Here is a 26,184-nt window from a genome sequence, read left to right as displayed (position 1 = left end):
CTAATGTCCTTGCATGAAAGCGATCGACGAATTCCGGGCCAAGCCAGGCCTGCGGCTACGCGATAAGGATGCCGCGTCGGACAGCAAGCCCGATAAGGCATTGCTGGACAAGATGCTGGACGACATCTCCGACCTGCAGGAGATGCTGTACGCCGAACGCCAACGCAAGCTGCTGGTTGTGCTGCAGGGGACGGACACCTCCGGCAAGGACGGCACCGTGCGTCACCTGTTCAGCAAGATCAATCCCATGGGCTTGCGTGCCGTCGGCTTCCGGGCGCCGACCGAGATCGAAGCGGGGCACGATTTCCTCTGGCGCATCCACCGCGAAGTGCCGAAAGCCGGAGAGATCGCGGTCTTCAACCGCAGTCATTATGAGGATGTGCTGGTCACGCGCGTGCTCGGCACGATAACGGCGCAGGAGTGCCGGCGCCGTTATGCGCAGATCCGCGACTTTGAACGCCTGCTGGCTGAAAGCGGCACCGCCATCGTCAAGCTGTTCCTGCACATTTCGAAGGACGAGCAGAAAGAGCGCCTGCAAGAGCGGGTGGATGACCCGCACAAGCACTGGAAGTTCGATCCGGAAGACCTGAAGCAGCGCGAGCTCTGGAAGAACTACCAGAAGGCCTATGAAGATGCGATCACGGAGACCGACGCCAGGCATGCGCCGTGGTACGTGGTCCCCGCGAATTCCAAACGTTATCGCAACGAAGTGGTGGCCCGCCTGTTGCTGGAAACCTTGCGCGGCATGCGGCTCGACTGGCCGCCGCCCGACCAGCGCCTGTTGATGCTCAAGGTTCGCTAACCCACTCGCGCACATAGGCCGGCGCCGCAACCTGGCAGGCTGGATCGGTCACCGGCGCAGTGCGCAGCTGCACGAACGGCAGCTCGCCCACCCAGGCAGCAATGCCCATGTCTTCCTCGTCGTCTTCGGGACCGCCGCTACGCACTTTGCAAGCCGCCTCTGCCAGCGACATCCTCAGTACCGTGGTGGCGGCATGTTCCTTGTCGTTGCCGCCGCGGACTTCAAAGCGGCGCCCCGGGGCAAGGTGGTCCATGAAAGTGTCCAGCGTGCGGCGTTGCTCGACTTCGTCGACCGCCTCGAAGCGGCCGTAGATCATCACCGAGCGATAGTTCATCGTATGGTTGAAGGCCGAACGCGCCAGCACCAGGCCGTCCAGGTGGGTGATGGTGACGCAGGCATCCTGCGCCATCAGCTGCTTCAGCATGCGGCTGCCATTGGAGCCGTGGATGTACAGGTGGTCGCCTTCGCGCCAGCAGGCGGTCGGGATGCAGTGCACGCCTTGCCCGTCGCTGAAGGCGATATGGCAGATGTAGGCGGCATCGACGATGGCACGCACCAGTTCAGGTTCATAGGCGGCGTTGGCGGCGCCACGTCGCACGCGGGTGCGGTCGGATGGGGGAGGTGTTGTATTCATGGCATCGGACTATAATGTCCTGCTGGCCCCTGCAACAGGTCCAGGGGAATGCAAAACCATGGAGCCACGTTTGGACTACTCGCTGCTGATCTCGAACTTCACCGCCGGCCACGGCGATCATGGCTGGCCGCGCCAGCGCCTGCTGCATGAATGCCTGCGCGCCGCCATCCGCGACGGCACGCTGGCGCCGGGCACCCGCCTGGTCGCCACGCGTGCCCTGGCGTCGGAACTGGGCGTGGCGCGCAACACCGTGCTGTACGCCTATGAGCAGCTCACCAGCGAAGGCTATGTGACGACGGACCGCGGCGGCACCATCGTCGCTGCCGTGGCGCCCGCGCGGCAGCGCGAGCCCAGCGTGGTAGTGCCGCACAAAGGCTTGTCGCAACGCGCGCAGAACCTGCGCCACAGCACCGCTTCGGCCGCCAGCGGCACGCCGTTCGTGCCGGGTGTGCCCGACCTGCCCAGCTTCCCGATCGGCCTGTGGCGGCGCTTGCTGGAACGGGCCTGGCGTTCGCTGCCCACCGAAAAACTGAATTACGGCGACCCCTGCGGCGAACCGCTGCTGCGCGAAGCCATCGCCGACTACCTGCGCGCCTCGCGCGGCGTGGTGTGCGAAGCGGCGCAAGTGTTCATCACCGACGGCAGCCAGAGTAGCCTTGACCTGTGCGGCCGCGCCTGCGCCGACGCTGGCGAAACGCTGTGGATGGAAAATCCCGGCTACGGCGGCGCCATGGCGGCCTTCCGCGCAGCCAGCCTGAAGCTGGAGCCGATCGACGTCGACCATGAAGGCATTGCGCCGCGCAGCGAGGACTGGAAGGAGCGCCCGCCGCGCCTGATCTACACCACGCCCTCGCACCAGTACCCGACCGGCACCGTATTGTCGCTGGCGCGCCGCATGGCCCTGATCGATGGCGCGCGCTCCTGCGGCGCCCTGATCATCGAAGACGACTACGACAGCGAATTCCGCCACGACGGCCCGCCGCTGGCATCGATGCAAGGCCTGCAGCCGGACGCCCCCGTGCTGTACTGCGGCACGTTCAGCAAGACCATGTTCCCCGGGCTGCGCATCGGCTACCTGGTGGTGCCGCCATGGCTGGTGCAGCCGCTGGCCACCATGCGCCAGCAATCGGCCTCGCGCGGCCGCGCCGCCGACCAGCTAGCGCTGGCCGAGTTCCTGCGCAGCGGGCAGTTTGCCCTGCACCTGCGCCGCATGCGGCGCGTCTATCGCGAACGGCGCGACGCCCTGGTGCAGGCGCTGGACCAGCACCTTGGCAGCATCGCCAGCGTGCAGGGCGCGTCGGCCGGCATGCATCTCGCGCTGCGCTGGGAAGACCCGCGCCTGTCCGACGTGGCGATCAGCCGCCGCGCCCTCGAGCAGGAAGGCATGATCGCCAACGCCCTCAGCGTGCATGCCGTCGCCGGGCAATGCAACTGGCAAGGACTGGCCCTTGGCTACGGCCAGGTGGCCCCTGGCCAGGTGGATGGGCTGGTGAAGCGCCTGGCCGGTGTCATTCATTTAACAGCCTATGAAAATTTTTACCGAAAGTTCAAATAGTTGATCGGAATCCTGCGCCGCTTGTTTTTAGAATGAAGTAAATCTGGCCTGACCAGATGTAGTCAAAAACAAAGATGAATACTGGGGCGCAATGAATCAACATTTCCTGAAGCTGCGGCAGAATTTCAAGGCCGACATGATGGCGCGCTACGCCGTCGACGAACAACTTTTTGACGAAACCAGCCAGTGCATCGCACCCTTGGCCGTGCCGTTCGCGGTGCGCCGCGGCGAGCTGCTGCAACATGTGGGACAGTCCGCGCGCGACGTGTTCTGGCTCACCGGTGGCGTGGCCCGGGTCGGTTACGTCAGCCAGGGCGGCAACGAAGTCACCATGCGCTTCGCGACCGAGGGCCATATCGCCAACGCCTACGAAGACTTGCTGGAGTTCCGCGGCGAGCTGCCGGCGCGCTCCTTCATCGTGGCGGAGACCTCGGTGCAGGGCTTCCGTTTCGACTGGGAGCAGATGAGCGTGGCCCGCGGCCGGCACCCGGCGTTGACCGCCTATGTGACGCGCATGCTGGAATACGCGGTGTGCAGCCAGGCGCGCCGCTTCATCACCCACACCGCCTCAAGCGCCGAAGAGCGCCTGGCCAATTTCAGGGAAGAGTATCCGAACCTGGAACGCAGGATTTCGCAGAAGGTGCTGGCGTCCTACCTGCAGATTACCCCAGCCTACCTGTCGCAGCTCATGCGCCGCGAACAGGAAGCGGCGTAAGGCCTAGCCGTCCGCACGCTCCTGCTCCTGGCGCAGCAGCGTGGACATGTATTGCGGCGTAATGCCCAGGAAGGAGGCCAGCGATTTCTGCGAGATGCGCTGCTCCAGTCCCGGGTATTGTTCGCGGAATGCCGCCAGCCGGCAGTTGGCCGACGTCATGCTGCGCACCAGGCAGCTTTGGGAATAGCGCCGGATCGAGTGCTCGGAAACCTTCAGGTAGTACTCGCGCATGAGGCCATGTTCCTCGCGCAGGCGGGCCAGGGTGGCCCACTCCACGCGGATCGCCGTCACCGGCGTTTCCGCAATGATGAATTCCTGCGCCGGCTGGCCATCCTGGGCCGCCAGCAGGTCATGGTGCGAACCGCAGGAGTCCCCTTCCGACGAAAACGCCATCGTCACGTCGCTGCCGTCCTTGGTGATCATGCCGCGCCGCGCCACGCCGCGGTACAGCCAGTACGCCACGCTGGCCGGCACGCCGGCGCGCTGCAGGTAGTCGCCCTTGCGGAAATGTACCTCGACCACATGCGGGGCCAGGATGCGGTTGAATGCATCGAACATGTCACGCGATACGCCAATGCGGCTCATCGAGTAGTCGCTGAATTCTTCTCGCTGCTTTAGGAATGCGTCGGACATTGCGTAACTCTTGGTCTTTCTGACAATATTGTTTCTTGCCTGAAACGACAGGCCCCGCAATATAAACTACTGCAAGAAGCCGGGCAATCCCGCCGTAACGACTGTTGCGCGCCGCCAGCAATTTTTAGTAACTACTTGATAATCTTCAACTATTTAAACGAAAAGCGGGAGCGAATGTAGCTATACTACGCGTTGGCCATCCAGTCGCGCAGGCCATCCACCCATGGGCGTGCGTTCAGGTTAAACGATTTCCTGATTTGGCTGGCGCGCTCGTACAGGACCGGGAAATCGATCGACGGCGAGTGCTTGAAGGCGATCACCACGATGTTGGCGTCGTGCACTTCGGGCAGCCACACCACGGCGTCAAACACCAGTTCCATGTGCTGCAGGTTCTTGCCGTAATTGTCGAAGTCGCCGAACACATTGGTGGTCATGATGCCGTCCGGCCCCAGGCAGTCGTGGCAGGCCTGGTAGAACTCCGGCGTGTCGAGCACCGGGCCGCGCGCTTCCTCGTCGTACAGGTCAACCTGCAGCACGTCCACCGTGCCGTGGTTGCGCGGGTCGCGCACGAAATCCATTGCATTCATCTGGCGCACTTGCAGCCGCTCGTCGTTCGGCGGCAGGGCGAACTTCTCTTCGCACATCGCAATCACGTTCGGATTGAGCTCGATGGCGGTCACGCGCGCCTTGGGGAACTGGCGATAGCTGAACTTGGTCAGGGCCGCGCTGCCCAGGCCGAGCTGGACGATGTGGCGCGGCGAGGGAAGGAACAGCGTCCAGATCATCATCATGCGCACGTATTCAAGCTCGATCATGTCGGGCTTGGACAGGCGCATGGCGCCCTGCACCCAGGAGGTCCCCAGGTGCAGTGAACGGACACCTTCAAACTCGGTGATGGTGGCGGGAGGGAAGCCGGGCTGGTCAAATCTGCGGGAAGTCATGAGCGGCAGTTTACCAGCCCGCCACTCAGGCCCCCTGGCGGCGGCGCTTGAGCCCCGCCGCAGCGACCACGCCTAGTCCCGCCAACAACAGGGCATAGCCACCCGGCTCCGGCACCGCGCTGATGTTCAGCGTGCCGGCGTAGCTGGCCGAGGCGGGCGTCAGGCTGGTGTCTTCGAAATCCACGTAGCCGAAGACCGTCAATGCCAGCGGCCCCGTGATCACCGCCGGCAGCAGGAAACCGTATTCGAACAGGCCCGGGCCGCTCAATGTCAGCTCATGGCCATTGACGTAGGCAGCGGTGAAGGTAACGTCGGTGCGCGGGCTGAAGCCCAGGGTCACCAGGCTGGCATCGACGGCATAGGTGCCGGCGCTGGGCGAGAAATTGAAGGTGTCGGAAAAGGCCCCTTTCTCCAGGTGGGTCACGCCGAAAGCGGCGGATTGTTCGGAGGCGCTGCCGCCGAGGTTGACATTGACGACTAAGTTGTCAGCCTGCACTGCGGTGGCGGCAATGGCAAGCAGCAAACCCATGGCTGTCTTCATGGTGTTCTCCTCAAAGCGCAGGCGAGACGCCTGCACATTCCAAGGTATGCCGCACAATTGAGCTACTGTTTGATCTGGATCAAAGAGGCAAGATGATGGCCACCGCAAGTCCACCGCCTTCACGGTTGGCCAGTGCGATGCGGCCGCCGTGGGCTTCGGCGATTTCGCGCGCCAGCGCCAGGCCGAGGCCGGTGCCGCTGCGCTTGGTGGAGTAGAACGGCACCAGGGCGTTGGCCAGCACCGCTTCGCTCATGCCGGGGCCGCGGTCCTGTACCTCGATGCGCAGCATGCCTTGCTGGCGACGCAGCTCCAGGCCGACTTCCTCCGGCGGCGAGCCGGATTCGTGGGCGTTCTTCAGCAGGTTGAGCAGGGCCTGTTCCATCTGCGCGGCATCGAAGGCATGCGGTTCGGCCGGCACTTCGCCCTGCAGCTTGAACTGCACCTGGTCCGACAGGGCGGCCAGGAAGGCGCCCCAGTTCTGCGGGTCGAGCCGCGGCGAGGGCAGCTTGGCGAAGCGGGCGTAGCCGAGGATGAAGCTTTCCAGGTGGCGCGTGCGTTCCTCGATGGTGGCCAGGATCTGCGGCAAGCGTTCGGTCTGGCCGCGGCGCACCAGTTCGGCGCCGGAATGGGCCAGCGAAGTCAATGGCGCCAGGGAGTTGTTCAATTCATGGCTGATCACCCGGATCACTTTCTTCCAGGTCTGCACTTCCTGGCGGCGCAGCTCCTGCGTCAACTGGCGCAGCAGCAGCAGTTCGTGCGGGCGGCCATTCAGGCTGAAGCTGCGGCGCGCCAGGTGGAACACTTCCTCCTCTTCGCTGTCGCCGATGGTGAACAGCCCGTCGCCGCCGCGGGCAACGGCATCGCGCAGGGCGGGCTGCACGCCGGCCAGCAAGCTGGGCAGGTGCAGGCCCTCCAGCTTGCGGCCCTGGTTGACCAACTGGCGTGCGGCCAGGTTGCCGAAGACGATGGCGTCGTTGTCGGTCACCAGCAGCATGGCGACCGGGGTGTGCTGGACCATGGTGTCGAGCAACAGCTCGCGCTGCACCAGGCCGAGGCGCTGTTCGCGCAGCACCTGGCCCAGTTCATTGTGGGCGGCCACCAGGTCGCTCAATTCATCGTTGCGCGGCCAGTGCAGGCTGAAGGAAAAGTCGCCGTCGCGGTAGCTGGTGACGGTGCCGGTCAGCGCGCGGTACAGCGAAAGCTGGCGCTGCAACTGGGCGCGGATGGTGATCACCGCCAGCGGCACCAGGCAGAGCAGGGAAATGCCGACCACGATGGTCGGATGCTGCGGCAACAGCTGGTCCAGCCCGAGCGCGATCAGGATGCCGGTCGCCGTCAGCGTGCCCACCAGGGCCGACCACAGTGTCAGAAGGGAGAGTCGCATGGTCTTCTATGGTTGGGTTCGTGTCCCACCATGGGGTCACACCCGAAATGGGACACGGGCCCAGCAGGATTGCGGACGAGGCCGTGTCCCGAAACGGGTGTGACCCCACGGTGGGACACGGACTGGGCTGTGACGCGCGGCGCCGGCATCAGGGGCGGGCGATGCCGAGGCGTTCCATGCGGCGGTAGAGGGCTTGGCGCGACAGGCCGAGCTCGGCGGCGGCCTGGGCGACCACGCCGCTGGCGCGCTGCAGGGCGGTGACGATGGCGTCGCGGTCGGGTTCCTGGTCGGGGCCGGCAGCGGCGCTGGCGTGGCCGTTGATGGCGCTGGCGGCGGGCAGGCCGAGGTCGGGCACGGTGATGGTGTCGCCGTGCGCCAGCAGGCTGGCGCGCGCCATCACGTTCTTCAGCTCGCGTACGTTGCCGGGCCAGCCGTGGGCCAGCAGGGCGGCTTCGGCGTCGGCGCGCAGCTGGCGCTCCTGGCCCAGGAAGTGGCGCGCCAGCGGCAGGATGTCGGCCGGGCGTTCGGCCAGCGGCGGCAGGCGCAGCTCGATCACGTTGAGGCGGTAGTACAGGTCTTCGCGGAAGGTGCCGGCGCGGATCATGGCGGGCAGGTTGGCATTGGTGGCGCTGACCACGCGCACCTGCACCTGGCGTTCGCGGTTGGAACCGAGCCGCTCGAAGCGGCCGGTTTCCAGCACGCGCAGCAGCTTCATCTGGCCGGCCAGCGGCAGGTTGCCGATTTCGTCGAGGAACAGGGTGCCGCCGTCGGCGGCTTCGAATTTGCCTTCGCGCGCTTTGGCGGCGCCGGTGTAGGCGCCGGCGTCGGCGCCGAACAATTCGGCTTCGATCAGTTCGGCCGGCAGGGCGCCGCAATTCAGCACCACGAAGGGTCCGTCGCGCACCGAGGAGTTGGCCTGGATGATGTCGGCGATGCGTTCCTTGCCGGTGCCGTTGGGGCCGGTGATCAGCACCGGCACGTCGGCGCGGGCGACCTGGCAGGCCAGCGCGATCACGCGTTCGGTGGCGGGGTCGTGCCACACCATATTGCGCAGGTTGTAGCGTTCCAGCGCGCGGCGCTGGCGCAGTTCGTCGCTGCGGTGTTGGTTGAGGGCGCGGTTGGCCTGGCCCAGTTCCAGCAGGTTGCGCACGGTGGCCACCAGGCGCTTGTCGTCCCAGGGCTTGGACAGGTAGTCGGCGGCGCCGGCCTTGATCAGGTCGACGGCAGCGTCGAGGTGGGTCCAGGCGGTCAGCAGGATCACCGGCAGGTCGGGGTGGCGCCGGCGGATGGCGCGGAACAGTTCCACGCCTTCTTCGCCGGAGGTGGTGTCGGCGCTGAAGTTCATGTCCTGCACCACCAGGTCGATGCTGGCGCTGCGCTGGTCGAGCAGGGCGAGGCCTTCTTGCGGGGAGGCGGCGTGCAGCGCTTCGATGTCGTGCAGGGAGAACAGGACTTCGAGGGCGACTGCGACTGCGGCGTTGTCGTCGATGATCAGTACGGTTGGCATTTTGGCAGGATACATGAAAACCGGTAAACCCGGGTCCGACCCGACCGGGTCGGACCCGGGTGTACCGATTCAGGCCGAGCGGGTCGCCATCGCCGGCGAGATGGAGGCGGCGCGCCATGCGGGGCCGTACACGGCGGCGATGCCCAGCGCCCAGGATGCGGCGGCGCCCACCAGCATGTACTCGGCCGGCAAGCGCGCCAGTTCCAGCTTCGATACCAGCAGCTGGTTCAGGGCCAGCGCTCCCAGCATGCCGCCGACGATGCCGGTGGTGGTGATCATCAGGTTCTCGGTCACGAAGTAGCGCAGGATGTCGATCTTGCGCGCGCCCAGTGCCCGCCGCACGCCGATCTGCTTGCGGCGCTGGGTGACCCACAGGCTGGCCATGCCGACGATGCCGCTGGCAGTCACCATCATCAGCAGCACGCTGACGGCAATCAGCATCCAGCACAGCGCGTTGTCGGCCCGGTAGCGCTTGACGCGTTCTTCGGACTGGGTGGTGCCGCGCACCACTACCTGGCCGTGGTGCAGCTTGCGGATCGCTTCCTCGGCATCCTTGATGGCGCGGTCGCGCTGGCCGGGTTCGGCGCGCAGGGTGTACAGGGAGCGCGAGCTGCCCGTGATGCGGGCCGGCACCATGGTCGACATTTCACCATCCAGGCCCATGGCGGCGCTCGGGGTTTGCAGCGTCTCGATCACGCCCACCACGGTCACTTCACGCGCCTCGACGCCGGTGCCGTAGTACATCTTCTTGCCGACAAAGCTGGGCGCGTCCGGCCATACTTTCTGGCCGGTGGCCTTGGTGATCAGGGCCACGGTAGGAAAGGCCTTGCTGGTGTTCTGGTCGATTTCCGGCGCGTCCTGCGGCGTGAAATCGCGGCCGTCGACGATCTTCAGGCCCCAGGTCTTGACCAGCGAGTCCGGCGTGAGGTACATCGACGGGCTGGCGTTGGTGCGCTCCTGCTCGCGGCTGGCGGCCACGCTGCTATAGTTGCCGGACCTGGACAGCGTGATCTGGTTGGTGTCTGCCACCGAAACGATGCCGGGAATCGCGCGCAAGGCGGCCGCTTGCGCTTTCTGGTTCGCCAGCTGCTGTTCATGGCCGCCCGGATTGAGCGGTTTCACGCGCAGGTTGAATACTTCTTCCTCATTGGCGATGCCGGTAGGGCGCGCGGCAACGGCCTGGCGCACGCTGACGATGTGCAGGGCGTTGGCCAGGATGGCGAGGCTGAGCGCCACTTGCACGGCCACCAGGATCGGGCCGGTCTTGGAGCGCATCAGCGCGGAAAAGATTGGTTTGATTTCCATGGTTATCCTCACTGCGATTTCAGTTGCAGGGCCGGGGTGACCTGGCAGGCGCGCCAGGTCGGCAGCAATCCGGCCAGCATGGCGGCGCTGACCGACATGACGAAGGTCACCAGCAGCATCATCCAGTCCATATGGGTAGTGACGGCGATCTGTTCGGAGATGCTGCCGATCAGGGCCAGCGCGCCCAGTGCCAGCAGCAGGCCCAGGATGCCGCCGGCCAGGCCGACCACGGCGCTCTCGATCAGGAACTGGGTGAAGATTTCCTTGCGCGAGGCGCCCAGGGCGCGGCGCACGCCGACTTCCGGTGCGCGCACCGAGAACTTGGCCAGCAGCAGGCCGACGGTGTTGACCAGGCAAAGCAGCAGGAAGCCGAAGGCCAGCATGGCCGACAGGCGGCTGTCCTTGCCCACCACTTTCTGCTCTTCCAGCCATTCCATCACGTTGAACAGCTTGTTAGGCGCGTTACGCTGGAGGCGTCCCAGCTTGCGTTGCTCGGCGGCGTAGGCGTCCAGCCAGGCCTGCAGTTGCGGGCGGTCGGACGCCGAATGCAGCTCGAACCAGAACTGGATCCAGATGCATTCCGAATCGAGCAGGGCCTGGTAGCCGGGGCCGCGGTCGCTGCTGCAGTTCATATTGCCGTTCTGGCCCATTTCGTGGCGGATCGCGTTGTGGAACGGGATGTAGAGTTCGTCCTCGTCGCCGAACGCGCCGGGGCCGCCGATGATGCGGTGGTAGCGCGGTACCGGTTTCCAGTTGCCGTACACGCCGACCACCGCGTAGTCGAAACCGCGGAAGCGCACCCGCTGGCCAACCGGGTTGGCGTTGCCGAACAGGCGCTCGGCCAGCTTGCCGCTCAGGACCATCACGTCGGCGCCGGACTTGTCGTCCGCTTCGCTCCACGGGCCGCCTTGCACGAAGGGCACTTCGAACATGGCGAAGAAGTCGCGCGTCGGCGACAGGCCTTCAGCGGTGAAGACGGGCAGGTCCTTGCGCGCCGGTTCGATGGTGCCGTCCACGCCGCGCACGGCGGTGCGGCGGTCGCCCTGGCCGGAAGCGAGCAGGTTGACGGCGTCGCGGTAGGACATCTCGTCGCCTTCGCGCTCGCCCGGGGTGTAGCCTTTGAGCGGCCCGTTGTCGACCAGCGGCACGATCAGGCGCTCGCTCTTGTGCGGGATCGGGTCGCCCGACATCACGTGCAGGATGGTCAGGGTCGATACGCTGGCGGCCACGCCGACGGCCAGGATCAGCACCATCAGGGCGGTCAGCACCGGGTTGCGGCGCAGGCTGCGCACGCCCAGCAGGAAATAGTACTGGATCATCTCAGGCCTCCTTGGCAACCACCAGCGACGGCGACTTGCGTACCAGGTCGGATACCTGGCCGTCGATGATGTGGACATTGCGCTGGGTGCGCTGGGCCAGTTCCGGATCGTGGGTCACCATCAGGATGGTGGTGCCTTCGGCGTTGATTTCCTCCAGCAGTTCCATCACGCCGCGCGCCATCTGGGTGTCCAGGTTGCCGGTCGGTTCGTCGGCCAGCAGCAGCTTGGGCGAACCGGCCAGGGCGCGCGCGATGGCCACGCGCTGCTGCTGGCCGCCCGACAGCTCGGCCGGGTAGTGGCGCATGCGCGACGCCAGGCCGACCTTGGCCAGCGCGTCTTCGATGCGCTCCTTGCGTTCGGCGGCGTTGAAGCCGCGGTAGCGCAGCGGCACGTCGACGTTGTCGAACAGGCTCAGGTCCGGAATCAGGTTGAAGCCCTGGAAGATGAAGCCCAGTTTCTCGTTGCGCAGGCGCGAGCGGGCGTTGTCGTCCATGCCCTTGACGTTGATGCCGTCCAGCACGTAGTCGCCGCTGGTGAAGTCTTCCAGCAGGCCGGCGATGTTCAGGAAGCTGGTTTTGCCCGAACCGGAAGGACCGGTGACGGTGACGAACTCGCCCGGTTTGACGTCGATCTCGAAGCCGCGCAGCGCGTGGGTTTCGATCATGTGGGTGCGATAGACTTTGCTCAGGTTATTCATGCGTAGCATGTTCAATCTCCGTAGGGGTTATTTATTGATCGAGACGCGCTTGGCGTTCTCGAAGGTTTCGGTACCGGCGATCACGATCTTGTCGCCCGGTTTCAATCCGTTGACGATTTCCACGGCCGCCACACTGGTGGCGCCAAGCTGCACCGGGGTGCGCACGGCGATGCCGTCCTGCAGCAGGTAGACATAGCGGCCGCCTTCAGATTCGACGAAGGGTCCGCGCTGCACCATCAGCACGTTCGGCTTTTCGTCGATCAGCAGGCGCGCCGAGACACGCTGGCTCTGGCGCAGGCCTTCCGGCTGCTTGTCGAAGCGCACGCGCGCCAGCACCTGGCTCTTCACCACTTCCGGCGACAGCGCCGACAGCTTGCCCCTGGACTTCACGCCGGCCACTTCGATCTCGGCGGTCATGCCCAATCCAAGGTCGTTGACGTAGGATTCCGGCACTTCCAGTTCGACTTCGAGCTGCGACAGGTCGACCAGCGTCATGAGCGGAGAGTTGGCCTGCACCACGCTGCGGTTGGCCACCGACAGCGTGCCGATGAAGCCATCCACCGGCGCGCGCACGGTCAGTTCGTCGACGCGGCGCTGGGCGTTGGCCAGCGACAGCTTCTGGCGCTCCATCTGGGCGGTCTTGGTTTTCAGTTCGAGCGACACGTTGTCGCTTTCCAGTTCGGCCGCCTGCTTGGTGTGCCTGGCGCGGATGTCGGCTGCGGCCACGGCGTCCTTGGCCTTCTGCATGTCGATCTTGGCGATGATGCCATCGGTCGACACGCTTTCGTAGCGTTGCAAGGTGCGCATGGCGGACACGCGCTCGATTTCGGCGGTGTCGGCTTCGCGCTGCGCGGCCAGCTTCTGCTTGCGGGCCAGGATCTGCTGGCGCGAGACTTCCGCCTGCAGCTCGCTGAACAGGGCCTGTTCCTTTTTCAGTTCGTCGGTCAGGTCGGGCGATTCCAGCACGGCCAACACCTGGCCTTTCTTGACGGTGTCGCCGGCATGCACTTTCAGTTCGACCGTGGAGGTGGAGGTCGAATACAGCGTCGGGCTGACGGCGGCCACGATGCGGCCGTTGACGGCGGCGTCGCGGATCAGGGTGCCGCGCGTGACTTCGCCGATGCGCAGGCGGGAGGCGCTGACCGATTGCTCGCTGCCGCTCCAGTTTTTCAGCAGGCCGTAGCCGGCGGCGGCCAGCGCGACCCCGGCCACCAGCAGCAGCACCTGGCGGCGCGGGAAGCGGCTGGTGGGGGCGGCGATCACTTGGTCCTGGTGTGAGGTGTCGCGAATCATGTTCTTTTCCTGGCGTTTGGTGGTTTGGTCAATCTTGCTATTGCATGAAGTGTGCCAGCTATTAAGTGATTGATTTATATGATGTCCGCTTGGCCGTGGCCGCCGTCCGCGAGCGTCCACCGTGTCCGGCTGTCCGCGCCGTCCAGCAGCCGGACTACTTGATTTTTTAATAAGCGGCTATACTTATCGGCTTAACTTTATGGCAAGGAGTGGTTCTGTGGAGTATCCGTTCCCCGACAGCGCCGTGGCGCGCTACGACGAATTGGGCGGTGCCTGCGGCAACGGCGCGGTGGACGCACAGACCTGGCAGGATTTGCTGCTGGCGCCATATCTCCTGGCAGTCGCGGAGGGCGCCAGCATGTTCGGCCGCCAGATGCTGTACCGGCGCTTGCGGCGCGGTAGCGCGTCCATGGCGTCCGAAAGTGTCCGCTCGCTGCTGGCGGACAGCGCCGCGCGCGACCGTCTCGCCGCGCAGCTCGCGCCGTTGCGCCAGGCCGGCGCGGAAGTGACCGAGTCGCTGTTCGTGCCCGCGCAGGATGCCCACGCGCCGCCTGCCGCGTCGCGGGCCGGGTCGCCATTGCCGCCCGCGCCAGGCTGGTCGGGCTGGCTTTGGCTGCTGCCTGTGGCCTTCCTGGCCTGTGCCGCGGCCAGCTTCTTCTGGTTGGGCGCGCTGCTTCCCGCCGTCGCGCTGTCGCTGGTGCTGATGGCGATCCAGGTCGCCTTCCACTCACGTGTCCAGCAATGGTCGGCCGTTGCGGAAGCGCTGCAACTGCAGCTCTACGCGCATAGCCAGCGGCCCGATGCTCCCGGCGCCGTGCAGGCCGCGCAACTGCGCGGCAAGCTCGCGCGCAATGCCTTCTCCACCGCGCCAGGCGTAGCCGACTATGCCGACTGGGTCATGCTGGCCAACCTGAAGCATTATTTCGCCACGCGCCGCCTGGTGCGCGAGCACGCGGCCTTCCTGCGCGAGAGTTACGAACTGGTGGCCGGCCTGGATGCCGATCTCGCGCTGGCGCGCCATTTGTCCGCGCAAACGCAGTGGTGCTGGGCAGAGGAGGGGTGGGAGCAGGAGGCTCACCTGCAGGCGGTGCACCATCCGCTGTTGCCCGGTGCGCAGTCGCTGGACCTGACGCTGGATGGCAAAAGTGCCTTCATCAGCGGCCAGAACGGCGTCGGCAAGAGTACCTTGCTGCGCACGGTCGGCCTTAACCTGCTGGCAGCGCGCGCTTTCGGATTCTGCTACGCGGATGCGGCGCGCGTGCCGAACCTGCCGGTGTATGCCAGCATGCAGAACGACGATGCGCTGGATGGCGGCGAAAGCCTCTACCAGTCGGAACTGCGCCGCGCGCATGAATTGCTGGCGCTGTCCAAGGCGCCGCAACGCGCTGTCTTCATCATCGACGAAATCTTCCGCGGCACGAACCACCTGGAATCGGTATCGGCTGCCGCCGCGGTGCTGGAGCAACTGGCCGGTCGCGGCACCGTACTGGTGTCCTCGCACAACGTGGTGCTAGCGCAGTTGCTGGAGCAATGCTGCATGCCGCTGCTGGTGCAAAAGCGCGCCGGCCGCCTGGTGCTGACCCCCGGCGTGCTGGCCGAAACCAACGGCCTGACCTTGCTGGCCCAATCCGGCTTCGACGCGTCCATCGAACAACGCGCCCGCGACGTCTACAAACGCCTCACTGGCCGGCTGCTGCCGGCATAGCGCACAGCGTCTTGCGCCGCAGCCATAGCCTGGTCAGGCCGTACATGATCGCAATCACCGCCAGCCATGCGGCGTAGACCACGGCCAATGAAGGCTCGTAGCCTTTCGGCAGGGTGAAGCCCGCCGGCCCGCCTTGTGGCGTTGCGCCATAGCGCAGCAGGAAGTAGGGCCCGGAAAGGAAGTGAATCATGGCGATGTGGATCACGTAGAAGAACATCGGCGTAGCGCCGAACAGCATCAGCAACGGCACCGGACGCAGGCGCTCGAACCATGCCAGCACAGGCAGTGCAATGCCGACCGTCACGCACAGGTAAAGCAGTGACGGCGGATACTTGTGCACGCGAATGAAGGAAATAAAGTCCCACACCAAGCCGCGCCCTTGTGGCGACCAGGGATCGGGATCGCCATAGAAATTCCCGCTGCGCAGGACGACGAAAACCAGCAGCAATACGCCGCCGGCGACCACCAGGAAGCGCTGCCGGCGCGCCGCCTCCCACTGGAACACGGGCCCCAGGGCGTAGCCTGCCGCGATCAGGCCAAGCCATGGCATCAATGGATAGGCAAGATACACGCCGTAATTGCCGGCCACCGGCCAGAAGCCGCGCTGGTGCCAGGCCAGCCACAGGGGATGGTTGGACTGGATCGCATCGAGCAGGTTGTGCGGCAGGATCAGCAGCGCCGCAATCACAGCGATGGCAGGCAAAGGCAGCCACGCCAGCCCGGCCAGGAAGATCATCCCCATCCCCAGCGCCCACAGCACCTGCAGGATGGTGACGTTATAGCCGAACTGCCAGCTGAAACTGATCCAGGTCGCTTCAAGCACCAGCAGCAGCAAGCCGCGCGTCAGCAGGTAGCGCGACAGCGCGGGAATGCCGCTCCTGGTCCCGCGCAGGAAGGCCGACGTGCCGGCCAGCAGCACGAAGGTGGATGCGCACAGGTGCGTGATCCAGCGCGTGGCAAACCACAGCGGCGTGGTCTTGGCCAGGTCCTCCGGGTCGAACAGCGCGGCGCCGAAGAAGTCGCGGGTATGGTCCAACGCCATCAACACAATCACCAGGCCGCGCAGCATGTCGATGCTGGTCAGGCGCGCAGTTTTTTGCATTCGTCCCCCTTATTTATTTGCTATGCATTGTGGGCGCGAATGGCCATCGAGGCAAATTTTTTATTTCTGTCTTGACAGAAATTTGTGTAAGCATAGAATGGCTGGCATGGAACTGAAACCGATAGCCGAACGATTTGTACTGCACTGGGGCGAGATGGGCTCGCGCTGGGGCGTCAACCGCACCGTGGCGCAAATCCACGCCCTGCTGTACCTGGCCGCGCGCCCGATGGACGCCGAAGAAATCCAGCAAACGCTGGGTGTGGCGCGTTCCAATGTCAGCAACAGCCTGAAAGAGCTGCAGTCCTGGAACCTGGTGAAGGTGGTGCACCTGAAGGGGGACCGCCGCGACCATTTCGAAACCTCGACCGATGTGTGGGAGTTGTTCAAGCTGATCGTGGCCGGCCGCCGCCAGCGCGAGATCGACCCTACCGCTGCCGCGCTGACCGAATGCCTGGAAAATCCCGGAATGGCGGACGAAGACGAAGGCACCCGTGAACGGATTGAAGAAACGCTGAAGTTCATCGAGATCATGGCCACGCTGTCGGATGAACTTCTACGCTACAAACCGGAAACGTTGATGAAGACCTTGGGCGTCAGCGCCAAAATCAGCCGGGCCATTCGCGGCAAGCAGTGACCGGGTCACACCAGGCGGGCAGCAATGCCCGTTTTTTTGAAGTTTTGATTTCTGTTTTTACAGAAATTACTGTCTAAAAGGATATGTAAACATGTTGATCGCATATGAAATCCTGGTGCCGCTGTTGGCCGGCCTGGCAGTGAGCCTGTATTTGCGCGATGTGCTGGGGCGCCTGCTGGCAGACCTGTGCGGAACGGCCGAACGTTCCGATTTCTGGGTGCGCGTCAGCACCGTGCTGATGACCGCTTTTCCGGTGCTGCTGGCCTTGTGGTTCGGCCACAGCGCTGCGCGCGATGCGGACGCGGCCGGCGTGTTGCGGACCACGCTGATCATGACCACGGCAGGCATCGTGGTGGGCGTGGCTGTGATGGGCTGGAGCATCGCAAGATCGATCCCCAAGGCCGGCAAATGAAAGTCCTGGTGTGCGGGGCAGCAGGCTTCATCGGCCGTGCCGTCTGCACGCGGCTGGCTGAGGTCGGGCATGAAGTCGTGCGCGGCGTGCGCCGCCCCGAGCGGGCCGGCGACGTGGCGATCGACTACCATGCCGGCCTGCAGCCATGCGACTGGCTGGCGCGGCTGCGCGGGGTGGATGCGGTGGTGAACACGGTCGGCATCATCCGCGAGGACGGCGCGGCAAGCTTCGACGCGCTGCATGCCCGCGCGCCGGCGGCGCTGTTCGCGGCATGCTCCGAAGCCGGCGTGCGCCGGGTGGTGCAAATCTCGGCACATGGCGCGGCGCATGGCGACTGCGCCTACTTCGCCAGCAAGCGCGCAGCGGACCAGGCGCTGATGGCGTTGCCGGTTGAATGGATCATCCTGCGGCCCGCGCTGGTGTTCGGCGCCGGCGGGGCATCGGCTGCGCTGTTCTGCAAACTTGCCAGCAAGCCCCTGCTCCCCGCACCGGCACTGGGCAACGCGCGCTTCCAGCCTGTTCATGTCGAGGACCTGGCCGACGCCGTGGCGGCGGCGCTCGCGCCAGCGACTCCGGCCCATCGCGTGCTCGATATCGCAGGCAGCAGTGCCGTCAGCTATGCCGGCATGCTGGCCGCCTACCGCGCGGCCATGGGCTTCCCGCCAGCGCCGATACTGCATATCCCCGCGCCGGCCATGGCTTGCGCGGCCTGGGCCGGCAAACTCGCCGGTGCACTCCTGACGCCGGACACCTGGCGCATGCTGCGCGCTGGAAGCGCCCTGGCGCAAGGCGACGCAGCCAGCGCGGCTGCAATGCGTGAATTGCTTGGCCGTCCGCCGCGCGCCATCGAGGCATTCATCGCGCCCGCCAGCCGCGAGCTGTTTCGCCTGCGTGCGCTGGCAAGCTGGCGTGGCAGCTTGCTGCGCTGGACCCTGGCCATCGTCTGGCTGGCGACGGCCGTCGTGAGCGCCTTCATCCATCCGCCTGCCGACAGCCTGGCCATGCTGGCCCGCGTCGGCCTGGATGGCTTGCCGGCGACGCTGGCGCTGTACGGTGCGGCGGCGTTGGACGCGGCCTTCGGCATCGCCAGCATCGTGCGCCCGCGCCGCGCGCTCTGGCTGGCGCAAGGCGCGCTGGTACTCGGCTACAGCGCAGCGATCGCGCTCTGCCTGCCGGAATACCTGTGGCATCCCTTCGGCCCATTGCTGAAGAACCTGCCGATCCTGGCCATCCTGTTCATTTTGTTTGCAGAGGAAAAATCGTGGATTACCTGACCATCAAGACCATCCACATCCTGTCCTCGGTGCTGCTGGTCGGCACCGGCTTCGGCACGGCGTTCTATCTGTTCTTCGCTAACCGCTCCGGGTCGGTGCAAGCGATTGCCGTCGTCTCGCGGCTGGTGGTGCGTGCCGACTGGTGGTTCACCACGCCGGCCGTGATCGTGCAGCCCCTGTCCGGCGCATGGATGATCCACCTTGCCGGCTATCCGCTGGACGCATTCTGGATCAAGGCTTCGCTGGCGCTGTACGCCCTGGCCGGGGCTTGCTGGCTGCCGGTGGTGTGGTACCAGATACGGATGGGCAGGATGGCGCTGGCGGCGCATGCCGCCAACAGCGACTTGCCGAAGCAATACTGGCGCTATGCGCGCCGCTGGGAACTGCTCGGCTATCCCGCGTTTATCGCCATGCTTGCCGTGTACTGGCTGATGGTGCACAAGCCGGCGTAAGCAAGTACCTTATTTGTCCTGCGTCTGCGGCTTGCCCTTGTCGATCACTTCGCGGCAGTCGCCCTTGAATTTCGCGTTGTCGTAGTTGGTCCAGCCGTAGCTGTCGACCACCCGCTTGTGCAGCTGGAAGTCCTTGTTCAGGAAACTCCAGGCGGGCTTGTCGTCCGGGTAGCGGATGTTTGCCACGTCGAGCATGGTGTGGAAAATGTTCTCCGTCGCCAGCTTGGCCTTGCGGTTGCGATGCAAGGCGAACACCTTGTCCGGATAGCGCTCGAGATACTGGTCCGAGTACCACATGAAGGCCGGCACATGGAATTCATAGTCCGTGTTGTGGCCGTGGAAGGCCAGGCGGCATGCGCCGTCGTACAAGGTCTGGCCATGGTCGGCGACGTACAGCATCGACGCCAGTTGCCCCGTGCCTTTCAGGTCGCCGATCACCTGCGACAGGAACCAGTCGGTGTACAGGATCGAATTATCGTAGCTGTTGTTCAGTTGCGGCTTGATTTTCAGGTCGGTGTACACCGGCTTGTCGATGCCGAACAGCGACGGCTGCCATTTATCGAACTCCTTGGGGTGGCGCTGGCTGTAGTTCCAGTGGCTGCCCAGGGAATGCAGCACGATCAGCTTTTTCGGTGCCGGGTCGGCCAGTGCGCGCTTGAGCGGCTCGAACAGCACCTCGTCGTAATTGGAATGGTTGGTGAAGCCCCCCAGGTTGAGGAACTGGATCACGTCAGCCTCCTTGGCAAACACCGAGACCGGGGTGTCGTATTGGCCGAACGAGATCTGGTTCGACAGCCACCAGGTCTTGAAGCCCGCTTCCTTGTAGGCCGTCAGGAAGGACTTTTCGCTGAACCCGTCCTTCAGGCTTTGCATGGCCGGCTTGCGCGAAATGATGACCGGTACCGACAGGCGGGTCGCCGACACGGAAGTGATCACGTCCGACAGCGCCACCAGGTTGCCTTCCTTGCCCAGCAGGGGATTGGTCTCGCGCTTGTAGCCGTTCAGGCTCCAGCGGTCGTAGCGCGACGATTCGCCCAGCACCATCACCACGACTTCCGGCTGCGTGCCGCCATCGACCTGGCGCGCGCCGAACTCGAAGCTGGCGCTGCGTTCATTCAGTTCGGACAGGTAGCGCCGCTCCTTATAGAAGTCGTAGCCGCGCGCCGCCAGGCCGAACGGCCAGGATTCGATGAAATCGGCCGGATCGAACGGCAGGCGCGCCCAATAGGGCAGGGCAGGCGCGGGCAGGCGCAGGGTGTGGGCACCGGCCACCGCGGCCCGTGCCGAGGCGCTCTCGTCGGAGCTGTCGTCCTCGGACGCGCTCTTGCCGGCGCTCGCGCTGCCCGCTACCGCACTGGCCGCCGGGCGCCCTGCCGGCGCGGCGTCGATGCCGAATTCATACCCCCAGGCCGCCACCGCCGCCAGCACGACCAGCGTGAACAGCGCCAGCCAGCGCGACGCGCCATGCCAGTCCAGCCCGCGCGTCTGGCGCGCCGCCCGGAAGGTCAGTACCCACCACACGGCCACACCGACCATCACCGCCAGCATGGTCCACACTTTGCGGCCGAGGAACTCGAGCGCTTCTTGCGGGCTGGTTTCGGCCAGGATGCCGAGGTGGTGGGTCGAAATGCCCTGGCCGTAAAATACGAACAGGTAAATCTCGGTGGGCAGCGCCAGGAAGGCCGGGACCAGCAGCCAGTGGAAATAGGCCGGCCGCTTGAACAGCGCCCACACGGTCACCCAGGCCACGAACTCGATCCCCAGCAATTGCCATGGCTGCTCCACCGGTTTGCCCAACAGCAAAGGCACGAAGGGCACTGCGGATAGCGCCAGGTAGCTAAACAGAATGAACAGGTGGGAAGGGCGCGGCAGCATTGCTTACGGGAAATAACCAAATGATCGCTATTATGCTGCCAATACCCGGCCGTGGGGCGTCCAAATACTGCCACTTTATTTAGCATCCTGGTTGACTGAGCGGTTAACCAGGTATATACTCGCGAGTTCTCAATTTAGTCTGCGCCTCGTATACGCGTTTGAAAGGCTGTGGCTTTTTGCGCTGCCGGAGCCCGCTAAGAGAAACCGTTTTAGCCCCCGGGCAGGACTGCCCGGGTTGTCAATGTTGTAATTTTGTTGGATTTAAAACGATGCCAACCATCAACCAATTGATTCGCCAACCACGTACCAAGCTGGTCGTGAAGAGCAAATCGCCGGCACTTGAAAACTGCCCGCAAAAGCGTGGCGTGTGCACCCGTGTGTACACCACCACTCCTAAGAAGCCTAACTCGGCACTGCGTAAAGTTGCAAAAGTGCGTCTGACCAACGGTTTCGAAGTGATTTCGTACATCGGCGGGGAAGGCCACAACCTGCAGGAGCACAGCGTTGTTCTGCTGCGCGGCGGTCGTGTAAAAGACTTGCCAGGTGTGCGTTACCACATGGTCCGTGGCTCTCTGGATACCCAGGGCGTGAAAGACCGTAAGCAAGCTCGCTCCAAGTACGGTGCGAAGCGCGCTAAGGCCGCTAAGAAGTAATTTGCAGTTTAACTGAGTTGAGGCGGTCGCGAGACCGAGTAAGTGGATGGCTATGATGGCCACCGCGAGTGCCAAATCAGGGCGCTCAACTGAAGAAAAGGAAATGACATGCCACGTCGTCGTGAAGTACCCAAGCGCGAAATTCTGCCGGATCCAAAATTCGGTAGCACCGAAGTCGCTAAATTCGTCAACGTTCTGATGCTGTCCGGCAAAAAGTCGGTCGCAGAAAACATCATCTACGGTGCCTTTGACCACATCCAATCGAAGTCCGGCAAGGACCCGCTGGAAGTGTTCACCGCAGCGATCAACAACGCCAAGCCAATGGTTGAAGTGAAGTCCCGCCGTGTTGGCGGCGCTAACTACCAGGTGCCGGTCGAAGTGCGCCCAGTGCGCCGCCTGGCCCTGTCCATGCGTTGGCTGCGTGAAGCCGCTAACAAGCGCTCCGAAAAGTCCATGCCACAACGCCTGGGCGGCGAGCTGCTGGAAGCCGCGGAAGGCCGTGGCGGCGCGATGAAGCGTCGTGACGAAGTCCACCGTATGGCAGAAGCGAACAAAGCGTTCTCGCACTTCCGCTTCTAATACGTTTGGCCAGCCTTTACTGGCTGGCCTTGTTCAAACCGGGCACATTTTTCTCAAGAAAATGCTGCTCGGTTTTGTCCATTCAAAGATTTAGGATCAATTATGGCCCGCAAGACCCCCATTGAGCGCTACCGTAATATCGGTATCTCCGCTCACATCGACGCCGGTAAGACCACCACTACCGAGCGCGTGCTGTTCTACACCGGCGTGAACCACAAGATTGGTGAAGTGCACGACGGCGCCGCCACCATGGACTGGATGGAGCAGGAACAAGAGCGCGGCATTACCATTACCTCGGCAGCGACCACCTGCTTCTGGAATGGTATGGCCAACAACTTCAAGCCACACCACATCAACATCATCGACACCCCAGGGCACGTTGACTTCACCATCGAGGTGGAGCGTTCGATGCGCGTTCTGGACGGCGCTTGCATGGTTTACTGTGCAGTGGGCGGCGTGCAGCCACAGTCTGAAACCGTATGGCGCCAGGCTAACAAGTACAAGGTGCCTCGTCTGGCCTTCGTGAACAAGATGGACCGTACCGGTGCCAACTTCTTCAAGGTCTACGAGCAGATGCGTTCGCGCCTGAAGGCCAACCCAGTCCTGATCCAGATCCCGATCGGCGCCGAAGACAACTTCAAAGGCGTGATCGACCTGGTCAAGATGAAGGCCATCATCTGGGACGACGCGTCCCAGGGCATGAAGTTCGACTACATGGACATCCCGGCCGAACTGGCTGACTCCGCACAAGAGTGGCGCGAGAAGATGGTTGAAGCCGCTGCTGAAGCGAACGAAGACCTGATGAACAAGTACCTGGAAGAAGGCGAACTCTCTGAAGAAGAGATCAAGACCGCCCTGCGCCAGCGTACCATCGCTTCGGAAATCGTTCCGATGATGTGCGGCACCGCCTTCAAGAACAAGGGCGTGCAAGCCATGTTGGACGCCGTGATCGAATACCTGCCGTCGCCGATCGACATCGCTGACGTTGCCGGTACCGACGACGACGAACAGCCGGCTACCCGTAAAGCTTCGGACGACGAAAAGTTCGCTGCTCTGGCATTCAAGATCATGACCGACCCGTTCGTGGGCCAGCTGGCCTTCTTCCGCGTCTACTCCGGCGTGGTGAACGCAGGCGACACCATTTACAACTCGGTCAAGCAGCGTAAAGAACGCCTGGGCCGTATTCTGCAGATGCACGCTAACCAGCGTGAAGAGATCAAGGAAGTCCGCGCCGGCGACATCGCCGCTGCAGTGGGCCTGAAGGACGTGACCACCGGCGAAACCCTGTGCGATCCATCCTCGATCATCACCCTGGAAAAGATGGTGTTCCCAGAGCCGGTGATCCAGCAGGCAGTCGAGCCTAAGACCAAGGCTGACCAGGAAAAGATGGGCCTGGCCCTGAACCGCCTGGCACAGGAAGATCCTTCGTTCCGCGTGAAGACCGACGAAGAATCCGGCCAGACCATCATCGGTGGTATGGGCGAGCTGCACCTGGAAATTATCGTTGACCGTATGAAGCGCGAATTCGGCGTGGAAGCAACCGTTGGCAAGCCACAGGTTGCATACCGCGAAACCGTGCGTAAGTCGGTGTCCGACGTGGAAGGCAAGTTCGTCAAGCAGTCCGGTGGCCGTGGTCAGTACGGTCACGCCGTTGTTACCCTGGAACCACAGGAACAAGGCAAGGGCTTCGAATTCGTCGACGCGATCAAGGGCGGTGTGATTCCTCGCGAATTCATCCCTGCGGTGGAAAAAGGCGTGCGCGAAACCCTGAACAACGGTGTTCTGGCAGGCTACCCAGTGGTTGACGTCAAAGTCACCCTGACCTTCGGTTCTTACCACGACGTTGACTCGAACGAAAATGCCTTCCGCATGGCCGGTTCGATGGCGTTCAAGGAAGCTTGCCGTCGCGCCAGCCCAGTGATTCTGGAGCCAATGATGGCGGTGGAAGTCGAGACGCCGGAAGACTACGCCGGTACCGTGATGGGCGACCTGTCGTCCCGCCGCGGTATGGTGCAGGGCATGGACGAGATCCCAGGCGGCGGCGGCAAGATCATCAAGGCAGAGGTACCTCTGTCCGAGATGTTCGGCTACTCGACCATCCTGCGTTCCGCGACCCAAGGCCGCGCGACCTACACCATGGAGTTCAAGCACTACTCCGAGGCGCCTAAGCACGTGATCGACGCAATCGTCACCGCCAAAGCGAAGTAAAATAGATAATTAACCGGGCGGGGGAGATCCTCCCGCCCGGTATTGACCTTAAATCAAAGTTCTGAGGAAGAATTAAAATGGCAAAAGAAAAGTTCGAGCGGACTAAACCGCACGTGAACGTTGGCACCATCGGTCACGTTGACCACGGCAAAACCACCCTGACCGCTGCTATCGCAACCGTCCTGTCGAAGAAATTCGGCGGCGAAGCGAAAGCTTACGACCAGATCGACGCTGCTCCAGAAGAAAAAGCACGCGGCATTACCATCAACACCGCCCACGTCGAGTACGAGACTGCCAACCGTCACTACGCTCACGTTGACTGCCCAGGCCACGCCGACTACATCAAGAACATGATTACCGGTGCTGCGCAGATGGACGGCGCGATCCTGGTTTGCTCCGCAGCTGACGGCCCAATGCCACAGACCCGCGAGCACATCCTGCTGGCACGCCAGGTTGGCGTTCCATACATCATCGTGTTCCTGAACAAGTGCGACCTGGTCGACGACGCAGAACTGCTGGAACTGGTCGAAATGGAAGTGCGCGAGCTGCTGTCCAAGTACGAATTCCCAGGCGACGACCTGCCAATCATCAAAGGTTCGGCACGTATGGCACTGGAAGGCCAAGCCGGCGAAATGGGCGAAGCTTGCATCGAGCGCCTGGCTGAAGCCCTGGACACCTACATCCCAACCCCAGAGCGCGCAGTTGACGGCGCCTTCCTGATGCCTGTGGAAGACGTGTTCTCGATCTCCGGCCGCGGTACCGTGGTGACCGGTCGTGTTGAGCGCGGCATCATCAAGGTCGGCGAAGAGATCGAAATCGTCGGTATCATCGACACCGTGAAAACCACCTGCACCGGCGTGGAAATGTTCCGCAAGCTGCTGGACCAGGGTCAAGCCGGCGACAACGTTGGCCTGCTGCTGCGCGGCACCAAGCGTGAAGACGTCCAGCGTGGCCAGGTTCTGGCCAAGCCAGGTTCGATCAAGCCGCACGACCACTTCACCGGCGAGATCTACGTTCTGTCGAAAGATGAAGGCGGCCGTCACACCCCGTTCTTCAACAACTACCGTCCACAGTTCTACTTCCGTACCACCGACGTGACCGGTTCGATCGAACTGCCAGCGGACAAAGAAATGGTTATGCCAGGCGACAACGTCTCCATCACCGTCAAGCTGATCTCCCCGATCGCGATGGAAGAAGGCCTGCGTTTCGCAATCCGTGAAGGCGGTCGTACCGTCGGCGCGGGCGTTGTAGCCAAGATCCTGGGCTAATCGCTTTTTAGCCTGATCGAAAACGGGCCGGCATGTGCTATCATGTCGGCCCGTCGTAGTATTTACTTACATTGCCGGAAACAAAATGTTGCCGGTTCGTTCTTTTAAGGAATAAGCATGTCCGCTCCAAACCAAAAGATCCGTATCCGCCTGAAGGCTTTCGACTACAAGCTGATCGACCAGTCCGCACTGGAAATCGTTGACACCGCCAAGCGCACCGGCGCCGTGGTAAAAGGCCCAGTTCCTCTGCCAACCCGTATCCAGCGTTACGACGTGCTGCGTTCCCCGCACGTGAACAAGACTTCCCGCGACCAGTTCGAAATCCGCACCCACCAGCGCCTGATGGACATCGTGGATCCAACCGACAAGACTGTTGACGCACTGATGAAGCTGGACCTGCCAGCTGGCGTGGACGTCGAAATCAAACTGCAGTAATCCCGGTTTCGTCGCAAGACACCGAAAAGCCCGCTCATGAGCGGGCTTTTCTTTTTTCAGGAGTAGCCCATGAAACGCATCGCAATCTTCGCCGCCATCGCGGCACTGTCCCTGCTCGCCGCATGCGGCAAGAAGAACCCGGCCGACCAGGCGGCGCAGGACATCAAGGCCATGGGCGCCCAGCGCGACAAGGCGCAGGACGCGCTGAAAACGATGGAACAGGCCCAGCAAAAGCAGAAAGAAGAAGCCGACAAGAACTGA

Annotated in this window: 26 protein-coding genes; 14 read left to right on the top strand and 12 right to left on the bottom strand. The window is 63.5% G+C overall.

Going from position 1 to position 26,184, the window contains the following annotated elements; all coding sequences use genetic code 11:
* The first annotated feature begins 13 nt into the window (after positions 1-13).
* Positions 14-802, top strand: coding sequence for a PPK2 family polyphosphate kinase (locus tag BM269_RS05560; protein ID WP_090436036.1), 789 nt, complete (start codon positions 14-16; stop codon positions 800-802).
* On the opposite strand, the gene BM269_RS05555 is transcribed toward BM269_RS05560, so the two are convergent.
* Positions 789-1,436 (bottom strand): pyridoxamine 5'-phosphate oxidase family protein, encoded by a 648-nt coding sequence (locus BM269_RS05555; RefSeq protein WP_090436035.1) that lies wholly within the window; start codon positions 1,434-1,436, stop codon positions 789-791. The genes BM269_RS05560 and BM269_RS05555 overlap by 14 nt on opposite strands.
* Positions 1,437-1,506: 70 nt before the next feature.
* Here BM269_RS05555 and BM269_RS05550 point away from each other — a divergent pair, with 70 nt between their 5' ends.
* On the top strand, positions 1,507-2,991 hold the full coding sequence (locus BM269_RS05550; RefSeq protein WP_090436282.1) for a MocR-like pyridoxine biosynthesis transcription factor PdxR: 1,485 nt from the start codon (positions 1,507-1,509) through the stop codon (positions 2,989-2,991).
* Between the two features lie 91 nt (positions 2,992-3,082).
* On the top strand, positions 3,083-3,706 hold the full coding sequence (locus BM269_RS05545) for a Crp/Fnr family transcriptional regulator (protein ID WP_090436034.1): 624 nt from the start codon (positions 3,083-3,085) through the stop codon (positions 3,704-3,706).
* Positions 3,707-3,709: 3 nt separating this feature from the next.
* Here BM269_RS05545 and BM269_RS05540 read toward each other — a convergent pair whose 3' ends face one another.
* From BM269_RS05540 to BM269_RS05500, 9 genes are all read right to left on the bottom strand, one after another.
* A complete protein-coding gene (locus BM269_RS05540) occupies positions 3,710-4,339 on the bottom strand; it encodes a Crp/Fnr family transcriptional regulator (protein WP_229204511.1) in 630 nt (209 codons plus the stop codon).
* Between the two features lie 185 nt (positions 4,340-4,524).
* Complete coding sequence (locus BM269_RS05535; RefSeq protein WP_090436033.1) at positions 4,525-5,280, bottom strand: spermine/spermidine synthase domain-containing protein; 756 nt, start codon at positions 5,278-5,280, stop codon at positions 4,525-4,527.
* Positions 5,281-5,305: 25 nt separating this feature from the next.
* Positions 5,306-5,821, bottom strand: coding sequence for an FxDxF family PEP-CTERM protein (locus tag BM269_RS05530; RefSeq protein ID WP_090436032.1), 516 nt, complete (start codon positions 5,819-5,821; stop codon positions 5,306-5,308).
* 79 nt (positions 5,822-5,900) lie between these two features.
* A complete protein-coding gene (locus BM269_RS05525; RefSeq protein ID WP_090436031.1) occupies positions 5,901-7,205 on the bottom strand; it encodes a sensor histidine kinase in 1,305 nt (434 codons plus the stop codon).
* A 148-nt stretch (positions 7,206-7,353) separates the two neighbouring features.
* Positions 7,354-8,712: a sigma-54-dependent transcriptional regulator gene (locus BM269_RS05520; protein ID WP_090436030.1), complete on the bottom strand. Its 1,359-nt coding sequence runs from the start codon at positions 8,710-8,712 to the stop codon at positions 7,354-7,356.
* Between the two features lie 69 nt (positions 8,713-8,781).
* Entirely contained in the window at positions 8,782-10,017 is a 1,236-nt protein-coding gene (locus tag BM269_RS05515) for an ABC transporter permease (RefSeq protein ID WP_090436029.1), read from the bottom strand.
* 8 nt (positions 10,018-10,025) lie between these two features.
* Positions 10,026-11,336 carry an ABC transporter permease gene (locus BM269_RS05510; RefSeq protein ID WP_090436028.1) on the bottom strand — a complete coding sequence of 437 codons (1,311 nt, stop codon included), beginning with the start codon at positions 11,334-11,336 and terminating at the stop codon, positions 10,026-10,028.
* Position 11,337: 1 nt separating this feature from the next.
* Positions 11,338-12,042, bottom strand: coding sequence for an ABC transporter ATP-binding protein (locus BM269_RS05505; RefSeq protein ID WP_090436027.1), 705 nt, complete (start codon positions 12,040-12,042; stop codon positions 11,338-11,340).
* An 18-nt stretch (positions 12,043-12,060) separates the two neighbouring features.
* Entirely contained in the window at positions 12,061-13,326 is a 1,266-nt protein-coding gene (locus BM269_RS05500) for an efflux RND transporter periplasmic adaptor subunit (RefSeq protein WP_090436026.1), read from the bottom strand.
* A 217-nt stretch (positions 13,327-13,543) separates the two neighbouring features.
* Between BM269_RS05500 and BM269_RS05495 the strand changes: the two genes are divergently transcribed.
* Positions 13,544-15,031: a MutS-related protein gene (locus tag BM269_RS05495; protein ID WP_170860291.1), complete on the top strand. Its 1,488-nt coding sequence runs from the start codon at positions 13,544-13,546 to the stop codon at positions 15,029-15,031.
* Here BM269_RS05495 and BM269_RS05490 read toward each other — a convergent pair.
* Complete coding sequence (locus BM269_RS05490; protein ID WP_090436024.1) at positions 15,006-16,133, bottom strand: acetyltransferase domain-containing protein; 1,128 nt, start codon at positions 16,131-16,133, stop codon at positions 15,006-15,008. The two genes, BM269_RS05495 and BM269_RS05490, sit on opposite strands and share 26 nt — an antisense overlap.
* A 106-nt stretch (positions 16,134-16,239) precedes the next feature.
* On the opposite strand from BM269_RS05490, the gene BM269_RS05485 reads away from it, so the two are divergent.
* The 4 genes from BM269_RS05485 to BM269_RS05470 all read left to right on the top strand — a co-directional run bounded on the left by BM269_RS05485 (position 16,240) and on the right by BM269_RS05470 (position 18,905).
* Positions 16,240-16,767 (top strand): GbsR/MarR family transcriptional regulator, encoded by a 528-nt coding sequence (locus tag BM269_RS05485; protein WP_090436280.1) that lies wholly within the window; start codon positions 16,240-16,242, stop codon positions 16,765-16,767.
* 91 nt (positions 16,768-16,858) lie between these two features.
* Entirely contained in the window at positions 16,859-17,179 is a 321-nt protein-coding gene (locus BM269_RS05480; protein WP_090436023.1) for a hypothetical protein, read from the top strand.
* On the top strand, positions 17,176-18,453 hold the full coding sequence (locus tag BM269_RS05475; RefSeq protein WP_090436022.1) for an SDR family oxidoreductase: 1,278 nt from the start codon (positions 17,176-17,178) through the stop codon (positions 18,451-18,453). Before BM269_RS05480 ends, BM269_RS05475 begins: the two co-directional genes overlap by 4 nt.
* Entirely contained in the window at positions 18,441-18,905 is a 465-nt protein-coding gene (locus BM269_RS05470) for a DUF2269 family protein (RefSeq protein WP_373994380.1), read from the top strand. Before BM269_RS05475 ends, BM269_RS05470 begins: the two co-directional genes overlap by 13 nt.
* A gap of 9 nt (positions 18,906-18,914) precedes the next feature.
* Here BM269_RS05470 and BM269_RS05465 read toward each other — a convergent pair whose 3' ends face one another.
* Positions 18,915-20,780, bottom strand: coding sequence for a phosphoethanolamine transferase (locus BM269_RS05465; RefSeq protein WP_090436021.1), 1,866 nt, complete (start codon positions 20,778-20,780; stop codon positions 18,915-18,917).
* A gap of 269 nt (positions 20,781-21,049) precedes the next feature.
* On the opposite strand from BM269_RS05465, the gene rpsL reads away from it, so the two are divergent.
* From rpsL to BM269_RS05435, 6 genes are all read left to right on the top strand, one after another.
* On the top strand, positions 21,050-21,433 hold the full coding sequence (gene rpsL / locus BM269_RS05460) for a 30S ribosomal protein S12 (RefSeq protein ID WP_028102972.1): 384 nt from the start codon (positions 21,050-21,052) through the stop codon (positions 21,431-21,433).
* Positions 21,434-21,541: 108 nt separating this feature from the next.
* Positions 21,542-22,012: a 30S ribosomal protein S7 gene (rpsG, locus tag BM269_RS05455; protein WP_028102973.1), complete on the top strand. Its 471-nt coding sequence runs from the start codon at positions 21,542-21,544 to the stop codon at positions 22,010-22,012.
* A gap of 102 nt (positions 22,013-22,114) precedes the next feature.
* Complete coding sequence (gene fusA / locus BM269_RS05450; RefSeq protein ID WP_090436020.1) at positions 22,115-24,220, top strand: elongation factor G; 2,106 nt, start codon at positions 22,115-22,117, stop codon at positions 24,218-24,220.
* 77 nt (positions 24,221-24,297) lie between these two features.
* The gene (gene tuf, locus BM269_RS05445; protein WP_090436019.1) at positions 24,298-25,488 is read left to right on the top strand and encodes an elongation factor Tu; all 1,191 of its coding nucleotides are present in this window, start codon (positions 24,298-24,300) and stop codon (positions 25,486-25,488) included.
* Between the two features lie 117 nt (positions 25,489-25,605).
* Positions 25,606-25,923, top strand: a complete 318-nt coding sequence (rpsJ, locus tag BM269_RS05440) for a 30S ribosomal protein S10 (RefSeq protein WP_028101676.1) — start codon at positions 25,606-25,608, stop codon at positions 25,921-25,923.
* Positions 25,924-25,992: 69 nt separating this feature from the next.
* Positions 25,993-26,184, top strand: a complete 192-nt coding sequence (locus BM269_RS05435) for a hypothetical protein (RefSeq protein ID WP_090436018.1) — start codon at positions 25,993-25,995, stop codon at positions 26,182-26,184.

The organism is Duganella sp. CF458 (genome assembly GCF_900113115.1).
In the GTDB taxonomy this organism is placed as follows: Bacteria; Pseudomonadota; Gammaproteobacteria; order Burkholderiales; family Burkholderiaceae_D; genus Rugamonas.
This window is presented reverse-complemented; position numbering and strand designations above follow the sequence as displayed.

What these genes read in the sequence shown, in the direction of transcription:
- tuf (WP_090436019.1), top strand. Translation starts at nt 24,298, where the DNA reads ATGGCAAAAGAAAAGTTCGAGCGGACTAAACCGCACGTGAACGTTGGC.
- BM269_RS05525 (WP_090436031.1), bottom strand. Translation starts at nt 7,205, where the DNA reads ATGCGACTCTCCCTTCTGACACTGTGGTCGGCCCTGGTGGGCACGCTG.
- BM269_RS05520 (WP_090436030.1), bottom strand. Translation starts at nt 8,712, where the DNA reads ATGCCAACCGTACTGATCATCGACGACAACGCCGCAGTCGCAGTCGCC.
- BM269_RS05535 (WP_090436033.1), bottom strand. Translation starts at nt 5,280, where the DNA reads ATGACTTCCCGCAGATTTGACCAGCCCGGCTTCCCTCCCGCCACCATC.
- rpsG (WP_028102973.1), top strand. Translation starts at nt 21,542, where the DNA reads ATGCCACGTCGTCGTGAAGTACCCAAGCGCGAAATTCTGCCGGATCCA.
- rpsJ (WP_028101676.1), top strand. Translation starts at nt 25,606, where the DNA reads ATGTCCGCTCCAAACCAAAAGATCCGTATCCGCCTGAAGGCTTTCGAC.
- BM269_RS05465 (WP_090436021.1), bottom strand. Translation starts at nt 20,780, where the DNA reads ATGCTGCCGCGCCCTTCCCACCTGTTCATTCTGTTTAGCTACCTGGCG.
- BM269_RS05475 (WP_090436022.1), top strand. Translation starts at nt 17,176, where the DNA reads ATGAAAGTCCTGGTGTGCGGGGCAGCAGGCTTCATCGGCCGTGCCGTC.
- BM269_RS05500 (WP_090436026.1), bottom strand. Translation starts at nt 13,326, where the DNA reads ATGATTCGCGACACCTCACACCAGGACCAAGTGATCGCCGCCCCCACC.
- BM269_RS05480 (WP_090436023.1), top strand. Translation starts at nt 16,859, where the DNA reads ATGTTGATCGCATATGAAATCCTGGTGCCGCTGTTGGCCGGCCTGGCA.
- BM269_RS05505 (WP_090436027.1), bottom strand. Translation starts at nt 12,042, where the DNA reads ATGCTACGCATGAATAACCTGAGCAAAGTCTATCGCACCCACATGATC.
- rpsL (WP_028102972.1), top strand. Translation starts at nt 21,050, where the DNA reads ATGCCAACCATCAACCAATTGATTCGCCAACCACGTACCAAGCTGGTC.
- BM269_RS05530 (WP_090436032.1), bottom strand. Translation starts at nt 5,821, where the DNA reads ATGAAGACAGCCATGGGTTTGCTGCTTGCCATTGCCGCCACCGCAGTG.
- BM269_RS05545 (WP_090436034.1), top strand. Translation starts at nt 3,083, where the DNA reads ATGAATCAACATTTCCTGAAGCTGCGGCAGAATTTCAAGGCCGACATG.
- BM269_RS05560 (WP_090436036.1), top strand. Translation starts at nt 14, where the DNA reads ATGAAAGCGATCGACGAATTCCGGGCCAAGCCAGGCCTGCGGCTACGC.
- fusA (WP_090436020.1), top strand. Translation starts at nt 22,115, where the DNA reads ATGGCCCGCAAGACCCCCATTGAGCGCTACCGTAATATCGGTATCTCC.
- BM269_RS05540 (WP_229204511.1), bottom strand. Translation starts at nt 4,339, where the DNA reads ATGTCCGACGCATTCCTAAAGCAGCGAGAAGAATTCAGCGACTACTCG.
- BM269_RS05435 (WP_090436018.1), top strand. Translation starts at nt 25,993, where the DNA reads ATGAAACGCATCGCAATCTTCGCCGCCATCGCGGCACTGTCCCTGCTC.
- BM269_RS05515 (WP_090436029.1), bottom strand. Translation starts at nt 10,017, where the DNA reads ATGGAAATCAAACCAATCTTTTCCGCGCTGATGCGCTCCAAGACCGGC.
- BM269_RS05490 (WP_090436024.1), bottom strand. Translation starts at nt 16,133, where the DNA reads ATGCAAAAAACTGCGCGCCTGACCAGCATCGACATGCTGCGCGGCCTG.
- BM269_RS05510 (WP_090436028.1), bottom strand. Translation starts at nt 11,336, where the DNA reads ATGATCCAGTACTATTTCCTGCTGGGCGTGCGCAGCCTGCGCCGCAAC.
- BM269_RS05555 (WP_090436035.1), bottom strand. Translation starts at nt 1,436, where the DNA reads ATGAATACAACACCTCCCCCATCCGACCGCACCCGCGTGCGACGTGGC.
- BM269_RS05485 (WP_090436280.1), top strand. Translation starts at nt 16,240, where the DNA reads ATGGAACTGAAACCGATAGCCGAACGATTTGTACTGCACTGGGGCGAG.